The following is a 23,473-nucleotide window of genomic DNA, read 5'->3' as shown; positions in this document are numbered from 1 at the left end:
TTTCGCCGTGCGCTGGCTCAGGATTGCCATAAGCTTCACCGTCACATTGCTGACCTTGCTCTGCATGCTCCCGGCCCAGGCCGCGCAAGGCAGTGGCTGGTCTGTATTGCTTGACGACCAAGGCAGTCTGCAACTGAGCGATATCCGCTCGGCTCGCTACACCAATCAATTCAGTCCCATCGACCTTGAGCGCCTCACGGCTGCCGAGCCCGATGGCGCCTTGTGGCTGCGCTTCAGACTGGCGCCCGGCAAGCACGAGCAAGTGCTGCGGATCTTCGCCCCGGACCTGTCACAGCTCAATCTCTACGTGCTCGACGGCGACAAGCTGATCGAGCAACGCAACACCGGCACCGACCAGCCTCAGGCCGAACGGCCACTGCCAAGCAGCGACTTCATGCTGCCGTTGCCCTTGAGCGACAAACCCCTCGATGTCTATCTGCGCATGGTCTCCGACCATCAACTGCGCCCGCACGTGACCCTGCAATCAGCCGTCATGAGTGCGGCCAACCACAATCAGACGCTACTCTTCGGCCTGTTGTTCGGCTGCCTCGGCATGCTGCTGCTGCACAACCTGGTGCGCTACGCCTATTCCCGCTCGCGCAGCAGCCTGTGGCTGGCGCTTTGCGAGGGCCTGCTCGGGTTGAGCCTGTTGCTGCTGCTCAACCTCGTCGGCCCGTGGTTGCCGAACTGGCACGCGATCCAGACTCCCGGCGCCTATCTGGCGTTGCTGATGACGGCTCCGGCCGGGTTGATGTTCGCCTATCGATTCTTCGCCCCGCTCGGCCCGCACCCGCTGAACAAACTGTTGCTGGGCGACATCCTGTTCATCGTCACCTGCAGCCTGCTGTTGTTGTTCGTCAACACCTTGCCGCTGAACATCATTACCTATGCGCTGGTAGCACTGGCCGGCCTGAGCATGTTGTTCGTCGCGTTCTATCACTGGCAGAAAGGCTACCGCCCGGCGCGGCTTTTCGTGGCCGCCATGGTGGTGTTCAACATCGGCACGCTGATCATCCTGCCCGCGCTGCTGGGCCTGACCCTCGTGTCGCCACAGGGCTTGATCATGACGCTGATGGTGTTCGTCTGCATCAGTGGCCTGCTCATGAGCATTGCGCTGGGCGAGCGTCAGCGCAGCATCACCGAAAGCCGTTTCAGCGTCAGCCGCGACCTCGCCGCGAGCAACGCCGAGATCAACGCCAAAGCCGAATTCCTCGCCAAGATCAGCCACGAAATCCGCACGCCGATGAACGGCGTGCTGGGCATGACCGAGCTGTTGCTGGGCACGCCACTGTCGGTCAAACAGCGCGACTACGTACAAACCATCCATAGCGCCGGCAATGAATTGCTGACGTTGATCAATGAGATCCTCGACATCTCCAAGCTCGAATCCGGGCAGATCGAACTGGATGATGTGCAGTTCGACCTTAACGCCCTGATCGATGACTGCCTGAGCATCTACCGCGCCAAGGCTGAACAGCAAAACGTCGAACTGATCAGCTTCATCCAGCCGCAAGTCCCACGGGTCATCAGCGGCGATCCGACACGCCTGCGCCAGACGCTGTTGAGCCTGCTGGAAAACGCCCTGAAAAAAACCGACGAAGGTGAAGTGCTGATCGTCGTTGCTCTCGACGAGCGCAGCAGCAAACCGCGCCTGCGCATCGCTGTGCAGGACAGCGGTGCACCGATGGAGCAGGAAGAGCGTGACGCGTTGATGCACGCCGAACTGCACAGCAAGCACTTCCTGTCGGCCAACCGCTTGGGTGGGAATCTCGGGCTGGTGATTGCACGGCAACTGATCCGCCTGATGCAAGGCGAGTTCGGTATCAAGAGCGGTGCTACCCAGGGCAGCACACTGTGGCTGACCTTGCCGCTGGACCCGGATCGCCTCGAACATCCGACCTCAGACCTCGACGGTCCGCTGCAAGGCGCGCGGGTTTTGGTGGTCGATGACAACGACACCTGCCGCAAAGTGCTGGTCCAGCAATGCAGTGCGTGGGGGCTGAATGTCAGCGCTGTGCCTTCGGGCAAGGAGGCGCTGGCGTTGCTGCGTACCAAGGCGCATCTGCGTGATTACTTTGATGTGGTGCTGCTCGATCAGAACATGCCCGGCATGACCGGCATGCAGCTCGCGGCCAAGATCAAGGAAGACCCGAGCCTGAACCACGACATCCTGCTGATCATGCTTACCGGCATCAGCAACGCGCCGAGCAAGATCATCGCGCGCAACTCGGGTATCAAACGGATTCTGGCCAAACCGGTGGCCGGTTATACCCTCAAGACCACCCTCGCCGACGAACTCAACCAGCGCAACAAAGGCCAGGTGGTGTTCCAGCCGCAAGTGGTGACCCCGGCCACGGCCGCGAAAGTGCCGAGCGATTTCCGCATCCTCGTCGCCGAAGACAACACGATTTCGACCAAAGTGATTCGCGGCATGCTCGGCAAGCTCAACCTGCAGCCGGACACCGCCAGCAACGGCGAAGAAGCGCTGCAAGCGATGAAGGCCCAGCGCTACGATCTGGTGTTGATGGATTGCGAAATGCCGATCCTCGATGGCTTTTCCGCAACGCAGCAATTGCGTGCGTGGGAAGTCAGCAACCAGCGCATTCGTACACCGATCGTCGCACTGACCGCGCACATCCTTGCCGAACACAAGGAACGCGCACGCCAGGCCGGCATGGACGGACACATGGCCAAACCGGTGGAACTGTCGCAACTGCGCGAGTTGATCGAGCACTGGGTGGCGCAACGTGATCAGCAGATCCGCGCCACAACGCAACCGTCGTGACCGACAGACCCGCAAGCGCCTGATAGACTCCTCCACGACTTTTCTCGCCAGTGAGCCTGCACCATGCTCCATGTGTTGTTCAGCGTTTACCTGAAGATGCTGGTGCTTTACAGCCCGTTCTTCGTGTTGTCGTGCTTCATTACCCTCACCCGCGGTTATTCACGCAAGGAACAACGGCGTCTGGCCTGGAAAGTCGCCATCGCCACGCTGATCTCCAGTGTCTTGCTGTATTTGTTCGGGCGGGTGATCTTCGACGTCTTCGGTATTACGGTTGACGCGTTCCGGATCGGTGCAGGCAGCGTGTTGTTCATCTCGGCGCTGGGCATGGCACAAGGCAAATCAGCGGTACAGGCCGACAACGTGCAGCAAGACGTGACCATTGTGCCGCTGACCATCCCGATTACGGTTGGCCCCGGCACTATCGGTGCGCTCTTGGTAATGGGTGTCAGCCAGCCGCACTGGGACGACAAGATCACCGCAATCATGAGTATTGCGCTCGCCAGCTTCACCGTTGGCGTGGTGTTGTATCTGTCGAATCGCATAGAACGGATTCTGGGCGATCAGGGCTTGCAGATTGTCAGCCGGCTGATGGGACTGTTTGTTTGCGCATTGGCGGCGCAGATTATATTTACCGGCATCAAGGGTTATTTGATTCATTGAAACAACAGAAAAGTATCGTTTGATTTATGCGAGTCTCATGTACTTATCTACATGAGCTGCGATTTTTCTTCGCACGGGCTCTCGGTAGACATTGAACCTCTTACGATCAAATACGTACTGCCCGCCATCAGAAACGATCTCCAGCGTTCGCGTTATATCCTCCCAGAAAAAATAATCCAGATACGTTGCAACCGCTTTGTAATGTATAGCGCATAGAAAAACCGAAACAGTGTCCGGTTCGACGACTTCACAAGGCGCATTTCTCACGATACCCGCCAGACCATCTACAAGATCACCCTTGAAAAAATCCTTCGCCAAATCATTCAATTTCAGCGCCTCATATGTCTGCCTTGTAAACTCCGCCAATCGAGGGCTCTCTTTGCCAACGATTTCAATGATGTTTTCTCGTAGCTCCTGTGTACTATTAATAACCTTCCGCGTGCGAGGTACTAGGCTACGGGGGGCAAAATTTATACTCACCAGAACAGTGCAAAATTCGAGAAACCATTTCTGACCATCTTTTTTTCGGTCATATTTCGCGTTCGCTTCCAGTTCCGCGTAAAGAAGTGAATCTTCAATATCCTGGCGATCCTGAGGGGTTACTTCGCGAGAGAATGAAACCAGACAATCACCGACGACTGAAACACCGCCAAGCGCGTAGCCGCCGCTTGAGTTAATCATTTGTGGACAAATATCTTCCATGTAATTCAAAAAAAACTCCTTACTTACCAAAATCAATCAAAAGGGGTCCGCGCGGCAGACCCCCAAAGCTCAAAAATCAAAGATTCTTGAAATAGTCATCCTGACTACCGTAAATATAACCACGCACTCGATCACGCACATAACCAAAGGCATCCTGATTGATGACTCGAGCTCCTGCCGCACGATAGATTTTCAGTTCTTCTGCGTTGTATTCACCCCAGAAGCCATTGACCAAGGTGTTTTTGCTCTTCAGGTCCAGGCAAGCCATCAACACTGTCAATTCACCGCCATCGAGGATGCAAGGGACACCTTTGAAGGTACCGCCATTATTCTCGCTAGACTTTCGTTCAATCAACTTCAGGCCCTCTTCATCCTCCTTAAGCGTGCCGAAAGCTATCGACATCATATTCATAATCTTGGCTGGATTAGGGCCTGCGATCGTTTGAAGAATTTGTAGAATTGCCTTGTTGACCGTCAGCTTTGTTTCCTTGCTTTTAAAATCGGTAAAGGTCAGATCTTTTAGACGGAAGCCGCAATTCAGCAGCGCACGATCATACTCGGCATACCATTTTTCCCGATCCTTCCGGTTTTTGTTGCAGACAGCATCTGCGCGCATTTCAGCAAACAACAAACTGTCGCCCGCGTCTTGGCGCTGCTGTGCGCTCAATGTTTCTTCGTAGACAACAACACCGTCGCCAATAATATCACCGGACGAACTACCCACACGCTTGGGCTCGGAAACAGAAAACAGACCAGAGCGCATTTTAGGTCGCTGAGCCAGTTCTAGCCCGACATCTTTAAAGTAAAGCTCCTGTGCAACGCGATCAAATGCAACTTTAACTTCAGTATTCATAATTAACTTCCTTGATATAATTAACATGCACCACTTAATGTGGAGACTCAAATTAACCAAAGACCGACACGCCAGTCAAACCAAACCCGGCACGAATAAGTTATAAATAATTACAGCCCTTACCAAGTAAAAAAATACGCACAAAACAATATTAGTCCGAACCAGAAAAAATACAGCGAAACAACATCAACAGTTACTCAAGTATTTTTGGCGCAGATTCCGTTACCGCCCAGAAACTCCAACGGAGCAGAAGATCAACTTATTTAACAGCGCTTAGCTTTGATCTGGATCACCAGGTTTTAAAGATCTCAAGCAGATACGCGCGCTCATATTCAGATTGTATCGAGCACCGACCCGCCATCGACACACGTCTGACTTGCAACTGCACAACAAGTGGGAAGTTTGCATCCCAAAGCAAGAGGGAAGCGGCCCGACGGGCCGCTGAACATCAGGAAACCGGTTTTTCGCCATACCAGCGCGGCGTGTAGACCCAATCCCCGCCGGCGGCTCTAGGGAACGTGCAAGTAGTGGACGATCCGATCAACACCATTGTGCGCATGTCCACCTGATCCGGGGTCAATGCGCCCAATGTCGTAGTGCGCAACGTTTGCCCGGGCCGACCGATGTCGCGCCCCAGAACTACTGGTGTTTGCGGCTGGCGATGCTGCGCGACGATTTCCAGCGCGCGCCCCAGTTGCCACGGACGGGCGCGGGAGATCGGATTGTAGAACGCCAGCGCCAGATCCGCTTCGGCGGCTAGATCGAGGCGTTTCTCGATGATCGACCACGGTTTGAGGTTGTCCGACAGCGACATCACGCAGAAGTCATGACCCAGCGGCGCACCGGCCTGAGCGGCGGTGGCGAGCGAAGCGGAAACACCCGGCAGGATTTCCAGATCGACACTGTGCCAGGCCGGATCGTCCGATTCGTGCAGCGCTTCGAGCACCGCTGCGGCCATGGCGAACACGCCGGGGTCACCGGACGACACCACGATCACCGAACGCCCCTCGGCCGCCAGCCGGAAGGCATGGCGGGCGCGTTGCATCTCTTCGCGGTTGTCGGTGCAGTGCTGCACTTGATCGTCGCGGAACGGGCCGGCCATGCGCACGTAGGTTTCATAGCCGAGCACGTCGGTGCAGCGAGCCAATTCGGCTTTGACGGCGGGCACCATCAGCTCGGCAGCGCCGGGGCCGAGGCCGATCACTGCGAGACGCCCGCGTGGCCGACCGATGCTCGCAACGTCCAGCGGCTGCTCGGCAATCGCAATGGCCAGGCTGTTCGCGCGGACGATCTTCGCCGCCGGTACGGCCACTGTCGCCAGAGCTTCGAGGTCACTTGGCGCTGCCACAAATCTCAGTGGCACGCCCAGTTCAAGCGCGGCCTCGCGCAGGCTCGCCGAGGCCATGTCACGGTCAGCAGCGAGCAGACAGGCGAGCGATTGCTGCGCGACTTTCGCCTGCTGCAACGCTGCGCGAACGGCGTTTGGCAGATCCACGATTTCTGCACTGACCGCCACCGCAACGCTGCGCGGATAGATCAGCAATTCGTTGGCGCTGACTTCACGTTCAGCGCTGCTGACATGAATCGAGTGCTGCGCCTGCGGATCTTCTGGCAACTGCGCCTGATCCAGCCATGGCGCCGCGCCTTCGATGCGCACGCTGTGCCCGGCCAACAGATCGGAGACAAAGCGCTTGCCCTGCTCCAGGTCCGCCAGCGCATAGCCGCTGGGTGGATTGAGCAGACAGGTGCCGAAACGCAATTCGCCACTGGTGGTGATGGCCGCCGACACTTGCAGCGCGTCAGCGATCTTGCGCGCCATGACGTTCACCCCGCCCAGCCCGCCCAACAGCGGCACCACGGCGCTGCCGTCTTCGGCAACGGCGAGCACCGCAGGCTCCGCGCCCTTCTCGATCAGCAACGGCGCCAATGTGCGGATGACAATGCCCGCCGCACACAGGGCAATGATCGGCATGTCCTGTTGATACAGTTCACGCAGGGTTTTACCGAATTCCGGGTAAGCAAGATCGGCGCCTTCAACCCGGCCGGCAAGACCATGGATCTGCGCCGCCGGATAGACCTGCTGAATGCGCCGAGCCGTGGCCAGCGCGCTCTGGCCGAGAATGACGATGGCGGGTGTGGATTGAGTCATCAGCCCTGCCACCGTTCGCCCGGCACGATAATCAGCGAGAAGTACGGCGAGGACATCGGCTCGACCTGATCCATCGGCACAATCTTCTGATTGGCCATGGTCGCGCGCTCGACGTACAGGGCCCGCTCGGCCAGACCGAGTTCTTCCAGCACCTGCCGCACCTTGGGGAAGTTGCGCCCCAGCTTCATGATCACCGCCGCATCGGCATCGGCGAGACGGCGCTTCAATTCTTCGTGCGGCAACACGCCGGACAGCACCGACAGGCTCTGGTTGCGATACACCAGCGGCGCGCCCAGCACCGAAGCACCACCAAGCATCGAGCAGACGCCCGGCACTACTTGCGCTTCATAACGTGTGGCGAGGCGGTCATGCAGGTACATGTAGGAACCGTAAAAGAACGGATCGCCTTCACAGATCACCGCCACGTCGCGACCGGCATCCAGATGCGCGGCCACGGTTTCGGCGGCTTCATCGTAGAAGTCGCTGATGACTTGCTCATACGAGAGCGGCGCCGGCAGCACTTCTGTGGTTACCGGGTACACCAGCGGCAACAGGTTTTGCGCGTCCTGCAAATGCGCTTCGATGATGCCGAATGCATTGCCTTTCTTGCCCTTGGCGACGAAGTACGCCACCACCGGCGATTCGCGCAGCAGGCGCAGGGCCTTGACGGTAATCAGTTCCGGATCACCGGGGCCGACGCCCAGGCCGATCAAACGTCCTTTGGCCTGCATCATTCGATCTCCGTGGCGAGGGCATTGACCGCAGCGGCGGCCATCGCGCTACCGCCGAGGCGGCCCTGCATGATCACGAACGGCACGCCACGGCTGTCAGCGGCGAGCGCGGCTTTCGATTCGGCCGCGCCGACGAAGCCCACCGGGAAGCCGAGAATCAGCGCTGGTTTCGGGGCACCGGCGTCGAGCATTTCCAGCAGATAAAACAGTGCAGTCGGCGCGTTGCCGATCACCACCACGCTGCCTTCCAGGTGCGGACGCCACAGCTCCAGCGCTGCGGCCGAGCGTGTGTTGCCCAGTTCACGCGCCAGCTCTGGCACGCTGTCATCGCGCAGGGTGCAAATCACTTCGTTGTTGGCTGGCAGGCGTGCGCGGGTCACGCCTTCGGAGACCATCCGCGCATCACAGAGGATCGGCGCACCAGCCGCCAGCGCATCGCGCCCGGCCTTGCCCGCGCCGTCGGAGAATTGCAGACCGTCGATCGCCTCGACCATGCCGCAGGCGTGGATTACCCGCACCGCGAGTTTTTCCAGATCGGCCGGGATGCGCGCCAGATTGGCCTCGCTGCGAATGATCGCGAAGGAGTTGCGATAGATCTCCTGACCGTCGCGGATGTAATCAAGCATCGATGGGGCTCCGAGCGCGGCCGGCGAGCAAGGTCGCGGCCGCTTCAATAGTAAGGTTGCGTGCGTGCAACGCGCCGAAACCCGGCTGCGTTGCATCGCGATAATAGAGGTCGTAATGACCGGGACTGACCGCCAGCAAGGTCGTCGAGGCACAGTGGGCAGCGGCGCAGGAACGTCGGCAACCGGAGAGGTGCACGTCGAGTGCCGAGGGCAGCAACGTCGCCAGATGACGGGCGTCCTGTTTGGTATCGGCCAATCCCTTGGCGCACCCGGCGGAACCGGTACAGGCGATCAGGTGTGCCAGTGGCTCCCTCGCGCGACTCAGCAGGTTCAGTCGTTCAAAGCCCTTGAGGACGGCGCTGGCGTCGGTCTCTTTGACATTCGGCAGCAGCAGACTTTGCCAGGGCGTGAAGCGCAGCGTTGCATCACCGAACTGGCGCGCCAGTTGCGCAACGCCGCGCAGCCTTGAAGGATCGAGACGCCCCAGCGCTGGAACTGCACCGATGTACACCCGGCCTGAGCTGTTTTGCGGGTGAGCACCGATGTGCAAATCGTTTGCTGTCGACGTGCGCGTCCAGGCGCTGACTGCTTTGATCGGCACCCGGGCCCTGAGCTGCTCGAGAAACGCCAGCATCGGCAGTTCGTCGAGCACATGGCGCATCCGCGTTTGTTCCGGCCGAGCCAGATCAAGGAACAACTCCAGCACCGCAACCACCAGCGCGTGACTGTTTTCCAAGGTCACTGCGCCAGCGGCACGGTCCCTCGGGCATCCGGCCAGACCGAACGCCAGCAAGGTTTCGCCGTCGCGTTCAAACGCCGACAACCATAAGTCATGCGGGTGCTCGAGCATCGCCAAAGCCTCGCCGCCATCCAGTTGCACAGCGAACTTGGCACTCAACTCGTGAAAACGCGGGTGGCTTTGCAACGTCTCGAGGACCTGCGCGGCAAGAGGGCGGGTGTCGAAGCGCATCTGCCGGTCGACTCCCGCAGTCGGGCTGAGCATCAGGTTGCGCACGTCGTCACCGGCGGCGGTGCGCGGGCCAAGACCGGCCGCCAGCAGACTCTCGATCAGTTCAGCGGATTGCTCACCGATCCCGCGAATCTGCAGATTGGCGCGGTTGGTCGCTTCAATGGCCCCGCCCGCAAACTGTTCGGCGGCATCGGCCACCGCATCGGCCTGATCGGCACTGAGCGATCCGCCATTGAGTTTGATCCGACAAATGCCGCCATCCAGCGCCTGGACGATACGCAACAACCCCGGACAGGCCGAGGGGCGTAAGGCGATGGACATCGGGCGTTCGTTCAAGGGGCTGACCGGCTGCGTGGGAAAGGCGCTTCGCGGGCGAAGGCGCGGTATTATGCCTGCTTTGTCCGGTGGCATGAAAAGTCTGCCCGTCGGAACGGCCTGTTTAGAGGAATATAGATGTCACCCTGGCTGACGGTAGTGGGAATCGGTGAAGACGGCTTCAAGGGCCTGGGCAAAAACGCCCGGCGCGCCTTGATGAACGCCTCGCGGGTCGTCGGTGGCCAGCGCCAACTGGATTTGCTGCCGGTGTGCATTCGCGGTGAACGCCAGTTGTGGCCCAGCCCGTTTTCCCTCGCGCCGGTGCTGGAGCGGCGCGGCGAAGCGGTGTGCGTGCTGGCCAGTGGTGACCCGATGTTCTATGGCGTCGGCGCCAGCCTTGCACGGCAGTTGCCGAGCGAAGAGATGCTGATCCTGCCCGCGCCGTCGTCCTGTTCGCTGGCCGCAGCGCGCCTCGGCTGGCCGTTGCAGGACGTAGTGACGCTGTCGCTGGTCGCCCGACCGCTGGCGGCGCTCAATGCGCAGCTGTTCAGCGGGGTGCGTCTGTTGGTGCTGAGCAACGACGGCCAGAGCCCGGCGGCGGTCGCGCAATTGTTGCGCGAACGTGGGTTTGGTTCGAGCCGGATGACTGTTCTGGAGCACCTGGGCGGCGACGCCGAGCGGCGCATCGACAGCACCGCCAACGCCTGGAACGATGCGCCGACAGCCGACCTCAACGTCATCGCCCTCGAATGCCTGGCTGATACCGGCACTGCCGGACTCACGCGTCTCGCCGGCCTGCCCGATTCAGCCTTCCGGCATGACGGCCAACTGACCAAACGCGATGTGCGCGCCATCACCCTCGCCCGCCTCGCGCCAACCCCCGGCGAACTGCTCTGGGACGTCGGCGCCGGCAGCGGCTCGATCGGCATCGAATGGATGCGCGCGCACCCGAGTTGTCGCACCTTGGCCATCGAAGCCGATAACGGTCGTCAGCAGTTGATCGAACACAACCGCGACACCTTGGGCGTACCCGGCCTGCAATTGATTCGCGGCAAGGCGCCGCAAGCTCTGACCGGACTGGAACGCCCCGACGCGATTTTCATCGGCGGCGGCGTCACGCGTGAGGGCGTCTTCGAAACTTGTTGGGAACACCTCAAACCCGGCGGCCGTCTGGTCGCCAACGCAGTGACCCTGCAAAGCGAAGTCACCCTGATGAGCTGGCGTGAACGTTACGGTGGCGAGCTGACGCGCATCCATGTCGCTCAGGCGCAGCCGCTCGGCGAGTTCGACACCTGGCGCCAGGCGTTGCCGATCACCCTGCTCGATCTGGTCAAACCCCTCGATGCGTGACGAAACCGCCGAACAACCCGCGCCGTTACGCAGCGGCCTGACCACCGGCAGCTGCGCCACCGCCACCAGCCTTGCCGCCGCGCGTCTGTTGCTCGGTGGGCAGTCGGCGGATGCCGTGCAGATCGTTCTGCCCAAAGGCAAACAGGTGCAGATGCGCCTGGAATTCTGCCGCCTCACCAGCGACGGCGCCGAGGCCGGGACAATCAAGGATGCGGGCGACGATCCCGACGTCACCCACGGTGCCCTGCTCTACTCGCGGGTTCGGCTGCTGGCCGAACCGGGGATTCGATTCAATGCCGGCGCCGGCGTTGGCACCGTGACCCGACCGGGACTGGTGCTCGGCGTCGGTGAGCCGGCGATCAATCCGGTGCCGCGTAAAATGATCAGCGATCACCTGACGCTGCTTGCCGCCGAAACCGGTTATGGCGGCGGCTTCGACGTGACGGTCAACGTTGAGGGCGGCGAAGCGCTGGCGTTGAAAACCATGAATCCGCGTCTGGGCATTCTCGGTGGCTTGTCGATCCTCGGCACCAGCGGCATCGTCCGGCCCTTCTCTTGCGCGGCATACATCGCCTCGATTCATCAGGGCATCGACGTCGCCAAGACCAACGGTTATCTGCACATTGCCGCCTGCACCGGCAACGCCAGCGAAGACACCATGCGTCGGGTCTACAACCTGCCGGAAATCGCCCTGATCGAGATGGGCGATTTCGTCGGCGCGGTGCTCAAGCATTTACGCAAAGTGCCTGTGGATAAGCTCAGCCTGTGCGGCGGCTTCGGCAAGATCAGCAAACTGGCGGCTGGGCACATGGATCTGCATTCGCGGCATTCGAGTATCGATTTGCCGCAACTGGCGGAGTGGGCCGCCGCGATTGGCGCCGATGAGGCCTTGCAGCAAGGCATTCGCGAGGCCAATACCAGTCAGCAGGCGTTGGCAATGGCCAGTGCGGCGGGGATCGCACTTGGAGATGAAGTCTGTCGCCATGCCTTGGAGTTCGCCCGCAGCGTGGTGCCAGCTCAGGTGCAGGTCGAGGTGTTTGCGATTGATCGTCAGGGTGGCATCGTCGGACAGGCCGGAGGTTTTGCATGAAGCGGATTCTGCTGCTGGGCGGCGTGACGGAAGCGCTGGCGATTGCCCGCACTCTTGGGCCGCAACATGTCTACAGCCTCGCCGGTGTGGGCCGGGTGCCGACAGATCTGACCTGTCAGGTGCGTGTCGGTGGTTACGGTGGCGCCGAAGGTCTGGCGCAGTTCATCCGCGACGAAGACATCGGTCTGCTGCTGGATGCCACGCATCCGTATGCCGCGCAAATCAGCCAGAACGCCGCGACCGCTGCGCGACTGGCCGGCATCCCCTGCTGGGCCCTGCGCCGTCCGGCCTGGCAGCCGCAGCCCGGTGATGACTGGCGCGAAGTCAGCGACTGGGCTGAGCTGATCACCGCGCTCAAGCCGTTTCGCCGACCGCTGTTCACCCTCGGCCGCGAACCACTGCAGCACCTCGATGAAATCCCTCAGGACCAGTTCTGGACCCTGCGCGCCCTCGACGTCTATCCCGGCAACGAACGCTGCGAAGTGATCGGCGCCCGTGGGCCGTTTCTCTTGGAGGATGAGCGCGCACTGTTCGAACGGCGGCATATCGATGTGCTGATCAGCAAGAACAGCGGCAGCACCGCCACCGAGTCGAAGCTGGAAGTGGCGCGCGAGCGTGGGATTCCGGTGCTGGTGTTGAAGCGGCCGGGGTTGCCAGAAGTTGATCGGGAGTTTGCCTCGGTCGACGAAATTCTCATGGCCCTTGCGCCCCTTAACCTTATCTAAAAACAAGCGCAGTTCTCACGGACGCCTTCGCGAGCAAGTCGAATCGTCGCACCGCCGCTTCCACAAGGTTCGCGACGTACACAGACTACGTGTTCGCCACCGACCACTGTGGGAGCGAGCCTGCTCGCGAAGACGTCGGCAAAGTTTGCACATCCTGTGAGATCGAAGACTCCGGCGATGGGCAGCTCAACCGGGTAGCACTTCGAGACGTCAAGCAGACCATTCGCGCACGAATAGAAAACGACCCGAATTTCGCTCAGGCAATGCGAATTGAAGCCGCTACACTCATTTATAACGGCGAAATCGAGCTGGGGCGCAGGCTTCTCAAGCTCTTGCAGGAAGCGCTGCGACACCAAACCGCACGACGCTTTTTTACTTATCGGCCCTGATCAGGCTAAATAGCCCGCGCCTGATCGCCCACCCAATGGATCTGTCCCATGAACCGACAACGGCTAGCAATTGCCTGGATCGCCTGCTTTGCAGTGCTGTTCAACATGCTCGCCATGCCGATGACCGGGGCGATGGCGCAGGCGGCCAGTTCACCGGCCGAGCAATTGCTCTGGAGCAGTTTCTGCACCGGTAGCGGGACGAAAATGGTGGCGATCAACATTGGCGCCACCGATCAAAAAACTCCGCTCAAAGACACGCATTCGAACATGCAGCATTGCTGGTGTTGCTCAGGCTCAGCGCCATTGGTGGCGTTGCCGGGGCATTCGCCGCAGCTGTATTTCGCCCGCTACGAAAGCAATCGCAGCGTCGCGCCGCTTTCACTGCAAACCCCTACCCCGCGCCAGCAATGGCCGAGTCTCAATCCCCGTGCCTCCCCTCTGGTTTGATTTGTTCGCGCAATTGACCTGCGTTTCAAATCGTTCTGGAGAACTGCCATGTTGAACAAACTCATCGTCGTCGCTGCGCTGCTGTTGCCGGCGTGCTTTGCCCATGCCCATGAATACAAGGCCGGCGAACTGGAAATCGCTCATCCGTGGTCGCAGGAACTGCCACCGAATGCGCCGACGGTCGCCGCCTATTTCATCATTCACAACGCCGGCAATACGGATGACCGCCTGCTCAGCGTCGACTCGCCGATTGCTCCAGAAGCGCAGCTGCACGAACACGTCATGCAGGGCGATCTGATGAAAATGCAGCAAGTGCCGAGCGTGGAGATTCCGGCTGGCGGCAACGTGACGTTTGCGCCGATGGCCTATCACGTGATGCTGCTCAACCCGACCGATCGCAGTCTGCTCAGCGATGGCAAACGCTTCCCGCTGACGATGCATTTCGAGAAGGCCGGCGACGTCACCGTCGAAGTTTCGGTGCAGAAAAAGCCCCCGGAAACCACACAGACTCACGCACACGCTCAGTAAGCCCTGCGGCAGACTCCGCCCATGCGCCCGCTGAGCGCCAGGCCCTTCCGGCAACGCCGTCAGACTCAAACACTGACTCGCGGCAGCTGGATCGCCCTGTTCGCCATGTTGATGATCTTCATCGGCCCACTGATTTCTCAGTCGATGCCGATGGATCAACACGCCTCGACTTCGATGCCGATGAGCATGGACATGTCGATGGACATGCCCGGTATGGATCACTCGGGGCATGACGCGAAACCGAGCGCCGAACACTGCCCGCCACAATCCTCGCACCACGTGCTGTGGGAAAAATGCGGCTACTGCAGCCTGCTGTTCAATTGCCCGGCGCTGACCGGCGGTGGCGATTTCGTCGCTTTCAATATCCCTCCGCAGAACACCTTCACTCCGCCCTCCCCGCGTCTGGGCCATGCCCGGCAGACCTTTTTCCCCGGCGCCCGCAGCCGCGCCCCGCCCATCGCCGCGTAAACATGCACCTTTGATTGCACACGGTTGAGAAGACAGCTTCAGGCTGCCGGCCGTGTCGTTTACGACTGTTTGATGGAAATTGTCATGTCCAGGTTTGCTGCTGTTCCACGCTCGGGTGCTGCCCCGGCGTCCTTCGCTTTGAACGAATCACGGATTCGTTTCAGGCACGCTACCGCCGTCCTTTGCGGCGTCCTGCTGTCCCCGCTGGTGCTGGCCGATGATCACGTCGGCCACGACCAGGAATTGAGCCCGACGGTGATCACGGCGATTGCACCGAGCTCGCCACTGACCATCGTCACCAATCCCAAGGATCCGCGCCAACCGGTGCCGGCCAGCGACGGCGGCGATTATCTGAAGACCATTCCCGGTTTCGCGCTGGTACGCAATGGCGGCACCAACGGTGATCCGGTGCTGCGCGGCATGTTCGGCTCGCGTCTGAACATTCTCACCAACGGCAGCATGATGCTCGGCGCCTGTCCGGGCCGGATGGACGCGCCGACCTCGTACATCTCGCCGGAGACCTACGACAAACTCACCGTGATCAAAGGCCCGCAGACCGTGCTTTACGGCCCTGGTGCATCGGCCGGTACGGTGTTGTTTGATCGTGAACCGGAGAGCTTCGGCGAACTCGGTACTCGTGTGAACGCCAGCGTGCTGGCCGCCTCCCACGGACGTTTCGATAAGGTCGTCGACGCCGCTGCCGGTGGCCCGTTGGGCTATGTGCGGGTGATCGGCAACACCGCGCATTCCGACGATTACCGCGACGGCAACAACGACATCGTCGCCTCGCGCTACGACAAGTGGAACGGTGACGTCGCCGTCGGCTGGACCCCGGACGCCGACACCCTGATCGAACTCACCGCCGGCAAGGGCGACGGTGAAGCACGCTACGCCGGGCGCGGCATGGACGGCTCGCAGTTCCTGCGTGAAAGCCTCGGCTTGCGTTTCGAAAAATCCAACATCACTGACGTGCTGGAGAAGCTCGAAGCGCAGGTCTACTACAACTACGCCGACCACGTGATGGACAACTACACCCTGCGCACGCCGTCCGGCACCGGCATGATGGCCGGGCCCATGGCGTCCAATGTCGACCGCCGCACCCTCGGCGCGCGGGTCAAGGCGACCTGGCGCTGGGCCGATATTCAGTTGATCACCGGCCTCGACGCACAAACCAACGAACACCGTGAGCGCAGTTCGATGGGCATCGATACCTACAAGGATCTGCCCTACAGCAAGGACGCCGATTTCCATAACTACGGTGTGTTTAGCGAGATGACCTGGTACGCCGCTGACCGTGACCGGTTGATCACCGGTGCCCGCGTTGACCGCGCTTCGGCCAAGGATTACCGGCAGACCACCGACTCGGGAATGATGACCCGCGCCAACCCGACCGCCGACGACACCCGCGCCGACACCCTGCCAAGCGGCTTCGTGCGCTACGAGCATGACCTCGCCGACAGCCCGACCACGCTCTACGCCGGCCTCGGTCACGCGCAACGCTTCCCGGATTACTGGGAGCTGTTCTCGGCAAGCAACGGCCCGGTCGGTTCGGTCAATGCGTTCGATTCGATCAAACCGGAAAAGACTACCCAGTTCGATTTTGGCGCGAACTACAAGAGCGCCGACCTCGAAGCCTGGGCCTCGGGTTACGTCGGCGTGGTGCGTGATTACATCCTCTTCGACTACACCCCGGGAATGATGGGCATGAGCACCTCCCGCGCCGAGAACATCGACGCGCGAATCATGGGCGGTGAACTCGGTGCCGCGTATCAACTCACCGACAACTGGAAGACCGATGCGACCCTGGCCTACGCCTGGGGCAAGAACAGCAGCGACGGTTCGGCCCTGCCGCAAATGCCGCCGCTGGATGCACGCTTCGGTCTGACCTATACCAAAGACAACTGGAGCGCCGGCGCACTGTGGAGGGTGGTTGCCGCGCAAAACCGTATCGACCAGAACAAGGGCAACGTGGTCGGCAAGGATTACGACAAGAGTTCGGGCTTCGGCGTGTTCTCACTCAACGGCGCCTATCGGATCAACAAGCACTGGAAGGTCAGCAGCGGCGTCGACAACCTGTTCGGCAAGGCTTACGCCGAACACCTGAACCTGGCGGGCAACGCCGGATTCGGCTACCCGGCCAACGACCCGCAAGCGATCAACGAACCGGGGCGCACGCTCTGGACCAAAGTGGATATGAGTTTCTAACAAGAAAAGTCAAAAGATCGCAGCCCGCATGTACCCCTGTAGGAGCTGCCGAAGGCTGCGATCTCTTGATCTAAAAAATTCGCCCAGCGGAGCACACGTGATGAAACAGCCCAAACCGAATTTCTACAATCTGGCCTGGCGTTGGCATTTTTACGCCGGCCTGTTCGTCGCCCCGTTCATGGTGATGCTGGCCCTGACCGGCATCATCTACCTGTTCAAGCCGCAGCTCGATTCACTGATGTACAGCAGCCTGCTCAATGTCCCGGCCGGCCATCACACGGTGCCGGCCGATGACTTGCTGCAACGGGTGAAAAGCGCTTATCCACAAGGCCAGATCACCCAGTACCTGCCGCCGGTCAACGCCGAACGCAGCGCGCAATTCGTCGTGACTAACGCCGGCCACGAACTCAACGTGTTCGTCGATCCCTACCACGGCGACATCCTTGGCGAACAGGATGCCAAGCAGAATCTGCAGGCCATCGCCCGCGCCATTCACGGCAACTGATGATCGGCACCGTCGGTGATCGGCTCATCGAAATGGCCGCCGGTTGGGGCGTGGTGCTGGTGGTGTCCGGGGTTTTCCTGTGGTGGCCGCGCGGTCAGGCCGCTGGCATTTTGTGGCCACGGCTAAACAGTCGCGGTCGTGTGTTGTGGCGGGATCTGCATGCGGTGACCGGGTTCTGGGGCGCGACGTTGCTGCTGGTGATGTTGCTCAGCGGCATGACCTGGACCGGTTTTTGGGGCAAGCAATATGCGCAGGTGTGGAACGTGTTCCCGGCGGCGATGTGGGACAACGTCCCGACCTCTGACGTCGAAGCGCGCAGCCTCAACAGCGCCACCCGTCAGACCGTGCCATGGGCGATGGAAAACACGCCGATGCCGATGTCCGGCGATCACGCCGAACACATGGCCCATGGCGGCGCCAACGCCGGCCCTGCCGCGCCGGTTATCAGCCTGCAGGACGTGCAGAACATCGCCACCGAGCGCAAGGTCGAACCGGGTTACAGCATCACCCTGCCGACCACCGCCACCGGCGTATTCACCATTGCCGTATTCGCCGATGACCCGCGCAACGACGCCACGCTGCATGTCGATCAGTACACCGGCAAAGTCCTCGCCGACGTGCGTTTCGAGCACTACGGCACCGTTGCCCGTGCCACGGAAATCGGCGTGATGCTCCACGAAGGCAAGATGTTTGGCACCTTCAATCAGATCGTCGTGCTGCTGATCTGCCTGATGATTCTGCTCAGTGCCGTCAGCGGCGTGGTGATCTGGTGGAAGCGTCGGCCACAAGGCAAGTTCGGCGTGCCAGCCCTGCGTCATGATCTGCCGAAGTGGAAAACCGGCGTGCTGATCATGCTCGCCCTGGCCGTGGTGTTCCCGCTGGTGGGGGCTTCGCTGGTGGTGGTGTGGCTGCTGGACCGCTTGGTACTTTCCCGATCGGTTGCGGCGAACGCATCCGCTTGACCGACGTCAGACAGGTTCGGGATCAATTGCTGATCCCGAGCCTGTCTGTATCAAGCAACGCTTGAATAAACAGAGCCGGCGATTACAACTCGTCCCTCGAGGTTCTATAGCTTTTCGCCGGCCCCTGTTGTCGCGACGCTCGCCAATCCGCGCCAAGACGACCTTCCTGGTTCCAGTAGTACGCCGCCTTCAGCACGCGTAAATCGCCAATGTTGGACAATTGCGAGATAAACGCGCCGGGCGACAGCACCGTTTTCCACTGCCCGCCGACAAACTCGACAGCCGGCGTCGACAGCAAGAGCCGCTCGGCCTCGGAGTAGTAAGGCGTGTATTTGATCAGCGCACCGTGCGGCGTCGAGTAATAGTGTGACTTGATGTCGAATCCTTTGCCTTTCAAGGCGAACGTGTGGGCGAACACCATCGCTGGCGACGCGTAGTTGGCGTACACCTTTTCCGGGTCCGCACTCAGCGTGCTGTTGCCGGAGGCGTACAGCTGATGTCCGGCAATCAGCGTATAGCCGTCGGGAAACCTCGGCGGTTTGTTTCTGACCGTCGTGTCCGAGTCTTTCATTGTGCGGAAAATGCGCGCCAGCGATCGCAGCGAATCGTCTTCCGCCAGCGGCTCCAGCGCGACATAGGCAGGGGTTCCTGTCGAGCTCAGAATCGCGCTCTCATAAACCGTCTGCTGCTCATAGGCACTGCCGGCGCGAAACTGTGCATGGCGGGCGGCATCGTCGGCATGATGAAAAATGGGCCCCAAAGCCAGTTCCGGTTTGTTCGCCCAGTGTTCGTCAGGCGAAAGATCCTTCATGCGTGGCGCCCAGTCGCTACCGACTGCACCCTTGCGTGACCAGAATGCGCTGGGCACCAGCACTTCCAGCTTCCCGGCCCTGGCCATACGGCGAATGTAACGCCGAAGTTCGAAGCTGCCTTTGAGAACACGCTGCCAATCATCCTGGGCTCTGGCCATTGAGGCGAAGGGATTGGCCACGAGCTTGATCTGACCGAAATTATCCAGCGGCAGATCAGGGTCGAAAGGCGCCATTTCGTAGCGCAGCAAGGCCCCATCGGCACAGGAAAAATAGATCGGTTTGAAGCCTTGCGCCGAGTTGACGAGGGCGTGCGCCCGGCACACGTCCAGTGGCGAGAAGAAGTGTCGGTAATCGTGATCGGCAATGCCGGCCGAGTGTGCCGGGGCGTACAGGTACAGCGCCTGCAGCGCGAAACGGGCCGGCATGGAGCCCTGCGCAAAAATCTTCGTCAGCGCCAGGTTTTCATCTTCGACCACGACGGGCAGGTTGGCCAGATAGCGGTGTCTGCGGCTATCGCCCAGAATCGCGCCGAACTGCAAGGCTCCGCCGCGTTCGCCCTGTTCGTGAACATACCCGGCGGCGGCCGCTTCCTGTGCAAACACCGGGCCGCAGACTGGATCGCGAGTGGCCTCTGCGTTGGCGATCACCGGCGGGAAAGGCGCAAATTTGCTCACGGGCCCGGAGGCGCCCCACAGCTTGCTGCCCACCACGACGTCCAGTTTGCCGCTGCCCAGCAACTTGTTGACCCAGTCGCGTGGCAACAGCCAACCTTCGTAGATCTTGCGCTTGATCGGCGCAGGCCTCAGTCCATTGAAAGAGTCGAGCCCCACCTTGGCCAGCAACCCGGTGACGAATTGATCCCCGGCGTTCGCCCGGTAGCGGATGATGGCGCCGTCGGGGCAGAACAGATACTCGTCCAGGCGCTTGGATTCCCAGAGGAAGGATGAGCACACCACTTCCGTCGACAGCATGTTCAGGTACACCTGTTTATCGCCGGCGTTCAGCAGAATCGGCAGCTCCCGGGCCACTCGGGAACGATAACGGCCAACGATGGTGCAGCCCTCCGGAAACGCTCCCTGACTGACACTGGAGTCCGGAAAAATGAAATCGATGGAAAAATCTTCTTCGAACACGGCGATGGGGACAGTGGCCACGAACAAGCCGTCGACGCGTCGCAAGATCAGCCCGCCAAAGGCACGGCCGACAGCTGAGGGCAGGTGCTGGCGCGCGTGTATGGCCGCATCATCGGCGCTGACAAACGCCGGCCCCAGGGCCAGGCGCTGAAAATGCCGGCCGGGGAACCAATAGCGATCGATCGGCCCATTGCGATCCCAGCACAGGCTGGTGCGCAGCACACTCAACTCACCGCTGTTGGCGACCACCCTGACAAAGTCAGTGGGGGTCACTTTGCCCGAGGCAAGGTTCGCCTGAATCGTCTCCAGTCCTAGCAGCGGCATGTCGTTGTCGAACAGTCGGGTGTTGGCGCGCGGCGTGTACTTGAGCAGGGAGCCATCCTTGGGCGCAATGTAAGTACTGAGCGATGCACCGGTTTCGACCTGTGGGTATTTCTTTGAGTAGTAGACCGACAGGTAGAGGTCCTGGGGCACGATGAAATTATCCGCCAGCCAGTTCTTCGAAGTGCCTTCAGCATGCCTCACCCGTGGGCGTGCATAAAAATAAGAATGAATGGCGAAGGACTCGGGAAAGCGATAGCCACGCGCGACGTTGCCGGCGGGAAACAGGCTGGCCAGGGCATACAACACATCCCGATCGCCATTCACGGGGACCAGCTCGGTGGCGATGTAGTGCGCTTCGCCTTTTTGCTTGAGGATGAATCCAAACCATGTCCGGTCTTGATCGTGGGACGCGGTATCGCGCAAATAACAATCCTGCGCAGCCTCGTCCGCCGACGAGAAAATCGCCCCATAGGCGACTCGCTCCGGCACTGTGCGCTCCCACGCGTGAGCGACGATGGTATGCGCGGGCAGCGTGCCTCGCGGCCGCCACTTGCCGTTGCTGACCACCACTTCCAGCGTCCCTGCCGCGGCTGCCTGGGTCACCAGCCGTCCAGGCTTGAGCGCGCCGCTTTTAAGGCTTTCGGCAAGGGGCCCGGGCAGCTGCTCGGTGCCCAGCTGTTCACGCAGCGATGCCATTTTTTCAGCGTCGGGCTTGAACATCAGCAGGCTGTCCTCAGCCCCGGACACATACGCGGTGATTTGCTCGTCCAGCAGAAAACGCAACTGCTCCACACTGAACATGAACAGGCTGGTCGCCGCATCATCACGATTCCAGCGGCGCTCGGCGACGGTCTGCACGTCGAGCATCGACAGTGCCACATGGGAATAGAACAGACTGTGCAGGGTGTGTTCTTTGGGTAATTGCGGTTTGCCCTGCGCATCCTTCCCATACAGAAGCCGGTTATCCAGGGTGCCCTGGGTCATCGCTACAGGTTCGCTGACGACGAATCGACCGTCGGAGCGTTGGAAAATGCAGCTGGCATAACGGCGCTCACGGCGCTGGCCGACTTGCTCATGGGCATGGCGAGCGGCGTCATCCGCCGAGAGAAAGTTGCGGCTCAGCGCGGGCCCGACGCTCACCGTGACAGGCCAGGAAAATTGATCCATTGAGTTGCTTCCTTGTGCAGTTTCAGGGGGTAAGGCGAGCCCCTAGACTGAACACTCCGTGCGCCTCGCTGGCGGTACATAGTTATCGCTTTTGCTTTCACCTCACGAGCAAGCCCCACGCGAGTGCACCGACGCGCCCATGCCCGTGCAAAGCGCCCAACCTTGGTGCGGCGGTGACCGCAGAAGGCTCGCGCCACCGCTCCAGACCGGGCTTGTTGCGCCTTAGGCACAGCCCTTGCTAAAGCCCCTTCAGTCGTCCGCATCTGCCAACCAAAAAAACTTCAAATGTTCATGGAGATCGCACAATGAAGCGTCGCAGTTTGATCAAGGCTTTCACACTTACGGCATCGATTGCCGCGATGGGCATGACCTGGACTGTCCAGGCCGCCGAGACCATCAAGGTCGGGATTCTGCATTCGTTGTCCGGCACCATGGCGATCTCCGAAACGTCGCTCAAAGACATGGCGCTGATGACCATCGACGAGATCAACGCCAAGGGCGGCGTCAACGGCAAGATGCTCGAACCGGTAGTGGTTGACCCGGCATCGAACTGGCCGCTGTTCGCCGAAAAGGGCCGGCAGTTGCTGACTCAGGACAAGGTTGCCGTGGTGTTCGGCTGCTGGACGTCGGTGTCGCGTAAATCGGTGTTGCCGGTGTTCGAAGAGCTCAACGGATTGCTGTTCTACCCGGTGCAATACGAAGGCGAAGAGATGTCGCCAAACGTGTTCTACACCGGCGCCGCGCCGAACCAGCAAGCGATCCCGGCGGTGGAATATCTGATGAGCGAAGAAGGCGGCAGCGCCAAGCGCTACTTCCTGCTCGGCACCGATTACGTCTACCCGCGCACCACCAACAAGATCCTGCGCTCGTTCCTGCACTCCAAAGGTGTCGCCGACAAGGACATCGAAGAGGTCTACACGCCGTTCGGTCACAGCGACTATCAAACCATCGTTGCCAACATCAAAAAATTCTCCGCCGGTGGCAAGACTGCCGTCATCTCGACCGTCAACGGCGACTCCAACGTGCCGTTCTACAAAGAGCTGGCCAATCAGGGCCTGAAAGCCACCGACGTACCGGTTGTAGCGTTCTCGGTCGGCGAAGAAGAACTGCGCGGCATCGACACCAAACCGCTGGTGGGCAACCTCGCGGCGTGGAACTACTTCGAATCCGTCGAGAACCCGCAGAACAAAAAGTTCGTCGATGACTGGAAGGCCTACGCGAAGAAACACAACCTGCCGGGCGCCGACAAAGCCGTGACCAACGACCCGATGGAAGCCACCTACGTCGGCATCCACATGTGGGCGCAAGCGGCTGAAAAAGCCAAATCCACCGACGTCGACAAAGTCCGCGAAGCGCTGGCCGGGCAGACGTTTGCCGCGCCGTCCGGCTACACGCTGACCATGGACAAGACCAACCACCACCTGCACAAACCGGTGATGATCGGCGAGATCCAGGCGGACGGTCAGTTCAACGTCGTGTGGCAGACCGAAGGGCCGATCCGCGCGCAACCTTGGAGCCCGTTCATTCAGGGCAACGACAAGAAGCCGGATTATGCGGTGAAGAGCAACTGAGTTATC

18 protein-coding genes and 1 pseudogene are annotated in these 23,473 nt (G+C 60.5%); 12 read left to right on the top strand and 7 right to left on the bottom strand.

Features of this window, described 5'->3' with window-relative positions:
- Positions 1–7 precede the first annotated feature (7 nt).
- On the top strand, positions 8–2,785 hold the full coding sequence (locus AC3Y64_RS03115; protein WP_489986410.1) for a hybrid sensor histidine kinase/response regulator: 2,778 nt from the start codon (positions 8–10) through the stop codon (positions 2,783–2,785).
- A gap of 63 nt (positions 2,786–2,848) precedes the next feature.
- Positions 2,849–3,445 (top strand): MarC family protein, encoded by a 597-nt coding sequence (locus tag AC3Y64_RS03110; protein WP_489986409.1) that lies wholly within the window; start codon positions 2,849–2,851, stop codon positions 3,443–3,445.
- A gap of 24 nt (positions 3,446–3,469) precedes the next feature.
- Here AC3Y64_RS03110 and AC3Y64_RS03105 read toward each other — a convergent pair whose 3' ends face one another.
- The 6 genes from AC3Y64_RS03105 to cobG all read right to left on the bottom strand — a co-directional run bounded on the left by AC3Y64_RS03105 (position 3,470) and on the right by cobG (position 9,797).
- Entirely contained in the window at positions 3,470–4,156 is a 687-nt protein-coding gene (locus AC3Y64_RS03105; protein WP_489986408.1) for a hypothetical protein, read from the bottom strand.
- Positions 4,157–4,223: 67 nt separating this feature from the next.
- Positions 4,224–5,000 (bottom strand): hypothetical protein, encoded by a 777-nt coding sequence (locus AC3Y64_RS03100; RefSeq protein WP_489986407.1) that lies wholly within the window; start codon positions 4,998–5,000, stop codon positions 4,224–4,226.
- Positions 5,001–5,448: 448 nt separating this feature from the next.
- A complete protein-coding gene (cobJ, locus tag AC3Y64_RS03095) occupies positions 5,449–7,149 on the bottom strand; it encodes a precorrin-3B C(17)-methyltransferase (protein WP_489986406.1) in 1,701 nt (566 codons plus the stop codon).
- Positions 7,149–7,883: a precorrin-2 C(20)-methyltransferase gene (locus AC3Y64_RS03090; protein ID WP_371925612.1), complete on the bottom strand. Its 735-nt coding sequence runs from the start codon at positions 7,881–7,883 to the stop codon at positions 7,149–7,151. Before AC3Y64_RS03090 ends, cobJ begins: the two co-directional genes overlap by 1 nt.
- A complete protein-coding gene (locus AC3Y64_RS03085) occupies positions 7,880–8,506 on the bottom strand; it encodes a precorrin-8X methylmutase (protein ID WP_489986405.1) in 627 nt (208 codons plus the stop codon). Before AC3Y64_RS03085 ends, AC3Y64_RS03090 begins: the two co-directional genes overlap by 4 nt.
- Entirely contained in the window at positions 8,499–9,797 is a 1,299-nt protein-coding gene (gene cobG, locus AC3Y64_RS03080; RefSeq protein ID WP_489986404.1) for a precorrin-3B synthase, read from the bottom strand. Before cobG ends, AC3Y64_RS03085 begins: the two co-directional genes overlap by 8 nt.
- Before the next feature lie 132 nt (positions 9,798–9,929).
- On the opposite strand from cobG, the gene cbiE reads away from it, so the two are divergent.
- The 9 genes and pseudogenes from cbiE (at position 9,930) to AC3Y64_RS03035 (ending at position 18,460) form a co-directional block, all read left to right on the top strand.
- On the top strand, positions 9,930–11,141 hold the full coding sequence (gene cbiE / locus AC3Y64_RS03075) for a precorrin-6y C5,15-methyltransferase (decarboxylating) subunit CbiE (RefSeq protein ID WP_489986403.1): 1,212 nt from the start codon (positions 9,930–9,932) through the stop codon (positions 11,139–11,141).
- Entirely contained in the window at positions 11,134–12,231 is a 1,098-nt protein-coding gene (locus AC3Y64_RS03070) for a cobalt-precorrin-5B (C(1))-methyltransferase (protein WP_489986402.1), read from the top strand. Before cbiE ends, AC3Y64_RS03070 begins: the two co-directional genes overlap by 8 nt.
- A complete protein-coding gene (locus tag AC3Y64_RS03065; RefSeq protein WP_489986401.1) occupies positions 12,228–12,956 on the top strand; it encodes a cobalt-precorrin-6A reductase in 729 nt (242 codons plus the stop codon). Before AC3Y64_RS03070 ends, AC3Y64_RS03065 begins: the two co-directional genes overlap by 4 nt.
- Positions 12,957–13,045: 89 nt before the next feature.
- Positions 13,046–13,345 (top strand): hypothetical protein, encoded by a 300-nt coding sequence (locus AC3Y64_RS03060; protein ID WP_489986400.1) that lies wholly within the window; start codon positions 13,046–13,048, stop codon positions 13,343–13,345.
- 48 nt (positions 13,346–13,393) lie between these two features.
- Positions 13,394–13,792, top strand: coding sequence for a DUF2946 domain-containing protein (locus AC3Y64_RS03055; RefSeq protein ID WP_489986399.1), 399 nt, complete (start codon positions 13,394–13,396; stop codon positions 13,790–13,792).
- A 48-nt stretch (positions 13,793–13,840) separates the two neighbouring features.
- Positions 13,841–14,320 (top strand): copper chaperone PCu(A)C, encoded by a 480-nt coding sequence (locus AC3Y64_RS03050; RefSeq protein ID WP_489986398.1) that lies wholly within the window; start codon positions 13,841–13,843, stop codon positions 14,318–14,320.
- A gap of 21 nt (positions 14,321–14,341) precedes the next feature.
- Entirely contained in the window at positions 14,342–14,788 is a 447-nt protein-coding gene (locus tag AC3Y64_RS03045) for a DUF2946 domain-containing protein (protein WP_489986397.1), read from the top strand.
- Positions 14,789–14,872: 84 nt separating this feature from the next.
- The gene (locus AC3Y64_RS03040) at positions 14,873–16,993 is read left to right on the top strand and encodes a TonB-dependent copper receptor (RefSeq protein ID WP_489986396.1); all 2,121 of its coding nucleotides are present in this window, start codon (positions 14,873–14,875) and stop codon (positions 16,991–16,993) included.
- Positions 16,994–17,093: 100 nt separating this feature from the next.
- A pseudogene (locus AC3Y64_RS03035) lies at positions 17,094–18,460 on the top strand (PepSY-associated TM helix domain-containing protein).
- A gap of 82 nt (positions 18,461–18,542) precedes the next feature.
- Here the strand turns inward: AC3Y64_RS03035 and AC3Y64_RS03030 are convergent.
- Positions 18,543–21,896 (bottom strand): hypothetical protein, encoded by a 3,354-nt coding sequence (locus AC3Y64_RS03030; RefSeq protein ID WP_489986395.1) that lies wholly within the window; start codon positions 21,894–21,896, stop codon positions 18,543–18,545.
- Positions 21,897–22,201: 305 nt separating this feature from the next.
- Here AC3Y64_RS03030 and urtA point away from each other — a divergent pair, with 305 nt between their 5' ends.
- Positions 22,202–23,467, top strand: a complete 1,266-nt coding sequence (urtA, locus tag AC3Y64_RS03025; RefSeq protein WP_489986394.1) for an urea ABC transporter substrate-binding protein — start codon at positions 22,202–22,204, stop codon at positions 23,465–23,467.
- Positions 23,468–23,473: the final 6 nt, after the last annotated feature.

This window comes from Pseudomonas sp. 4CAES_32.4, assembly GCF_058136335.1.
The sequence above is the reverse complement of the archived record's forward strand: the minus strand, read 5'-3'. Positions and strand labels throughout refer to the sequence as shown.

Bases quoted from the DNA above. Each gene is read 5' to 3' on its own strand.
- AC3Y64_RS03110 (WP_489986409.1), top strand. From the start codon at position 2,849: ATGCTCCATGTGTTGTTCAGCGTTTACCTGAAGATGCTGGTGCTTTAC.
- AC3Y64_RS03100 (WP_489986407.1), bottom strand. From the start codon at position 5,000: ATGAATACTGAAGTTAAAGTTGCATTTGATCGCGTTGCACAGGAGCTT.
- cobJ (WP_489986406.1), bottom strand. From the start codon at position 7,149: ATGACTCAATCCACACCCGCCATCGTCATTCTCGGCCAGAGCGCGCTG.
- AC3Y64_RS03090 (WP_371925612.1), bottom strand. From the start codon at position 7,883: ATGATGCAGGCCAAAGGACGTTTGATCGGCCTGGGCGTCGGCCCCGGT.
- AC3Y64_RS03085 (WP_489986405.1), bottom strand. From the start codon at position 8,506: ATGCTTGATTACATCCGCGACGGTCAGGAGATCTATCGCAACTCCTTC.
- cobG (WP_489986404.1), bottom strand. From the start codon at position 9,797: ATGTCCATCGCCTTACGCCCCTCGGCCTGTCCGGGGTTGTTGCGTATC.
- cbiE (WP_489986403.1), top strand. From the start codon at position 9,930: ATGTCACCCTGGCTGACGGTAGTGGGAATCGGTGAAGACGGCTTCAAG.
- AC3Y64_RS03070 (WP_489986402.1), top strand. From the start codon at position 11,134: ATGCGTGACGAAACCGCCGAACAACCCGCGCCGTTACGCAGCGGCCTG.
- AC3Y64_RS03065 (WP_489986401.1), top strand. From the start codon at position 12,228: ATGAAGCGGATTCTGCTGCTGGGCGGCGTGACGGAAGCGCTGGCGATT.
- AC3Y64_RS03055 (WP_489986399.1), top strand. From the start codon at position 13,394: ATGAACCGACAACGGCTAGCAATTGCCTGGATCGCCTGCTTTGCAGTG.
- AC3Y64_RS03050 (WP_489986398.1), top strand. From the start codon at position 13,841: ATGTTGAACAAACTCATCGTCGTCGCTGCGCTGCTGTTGCCGGCGTGC.
- AC3Y64_RS03045 (WP_489986397.1), top strand. From the start codon at position 14,342: ATGCGCCCGCTGAGCGCCAGGCCCTTCCGGCAACGCCGTCAGACTCAA.
- AC3Y64_RS03040 (WP_489986396.1), top strand. From the start codon at position 14,873: ATGTCCAGGTTTGCTGCTGTTCCACGCTCGGGTGCTGCCCCGGCGTCC.
- AC3Y64_RS03030 (WP_489986395.1), bottom strand. From the start codon at position 21,896: ATGGATCAATTTTCCTGGCCTGTCACGGTGAGCGTCGGGCCCGCGCTG.
- urtA (WP_489986394.1), top strand. From the start codon at position 22,202: ATGAAGCGTCGCAGTTTGATCAAGGCTTTCACACTTACGGCATCGATT.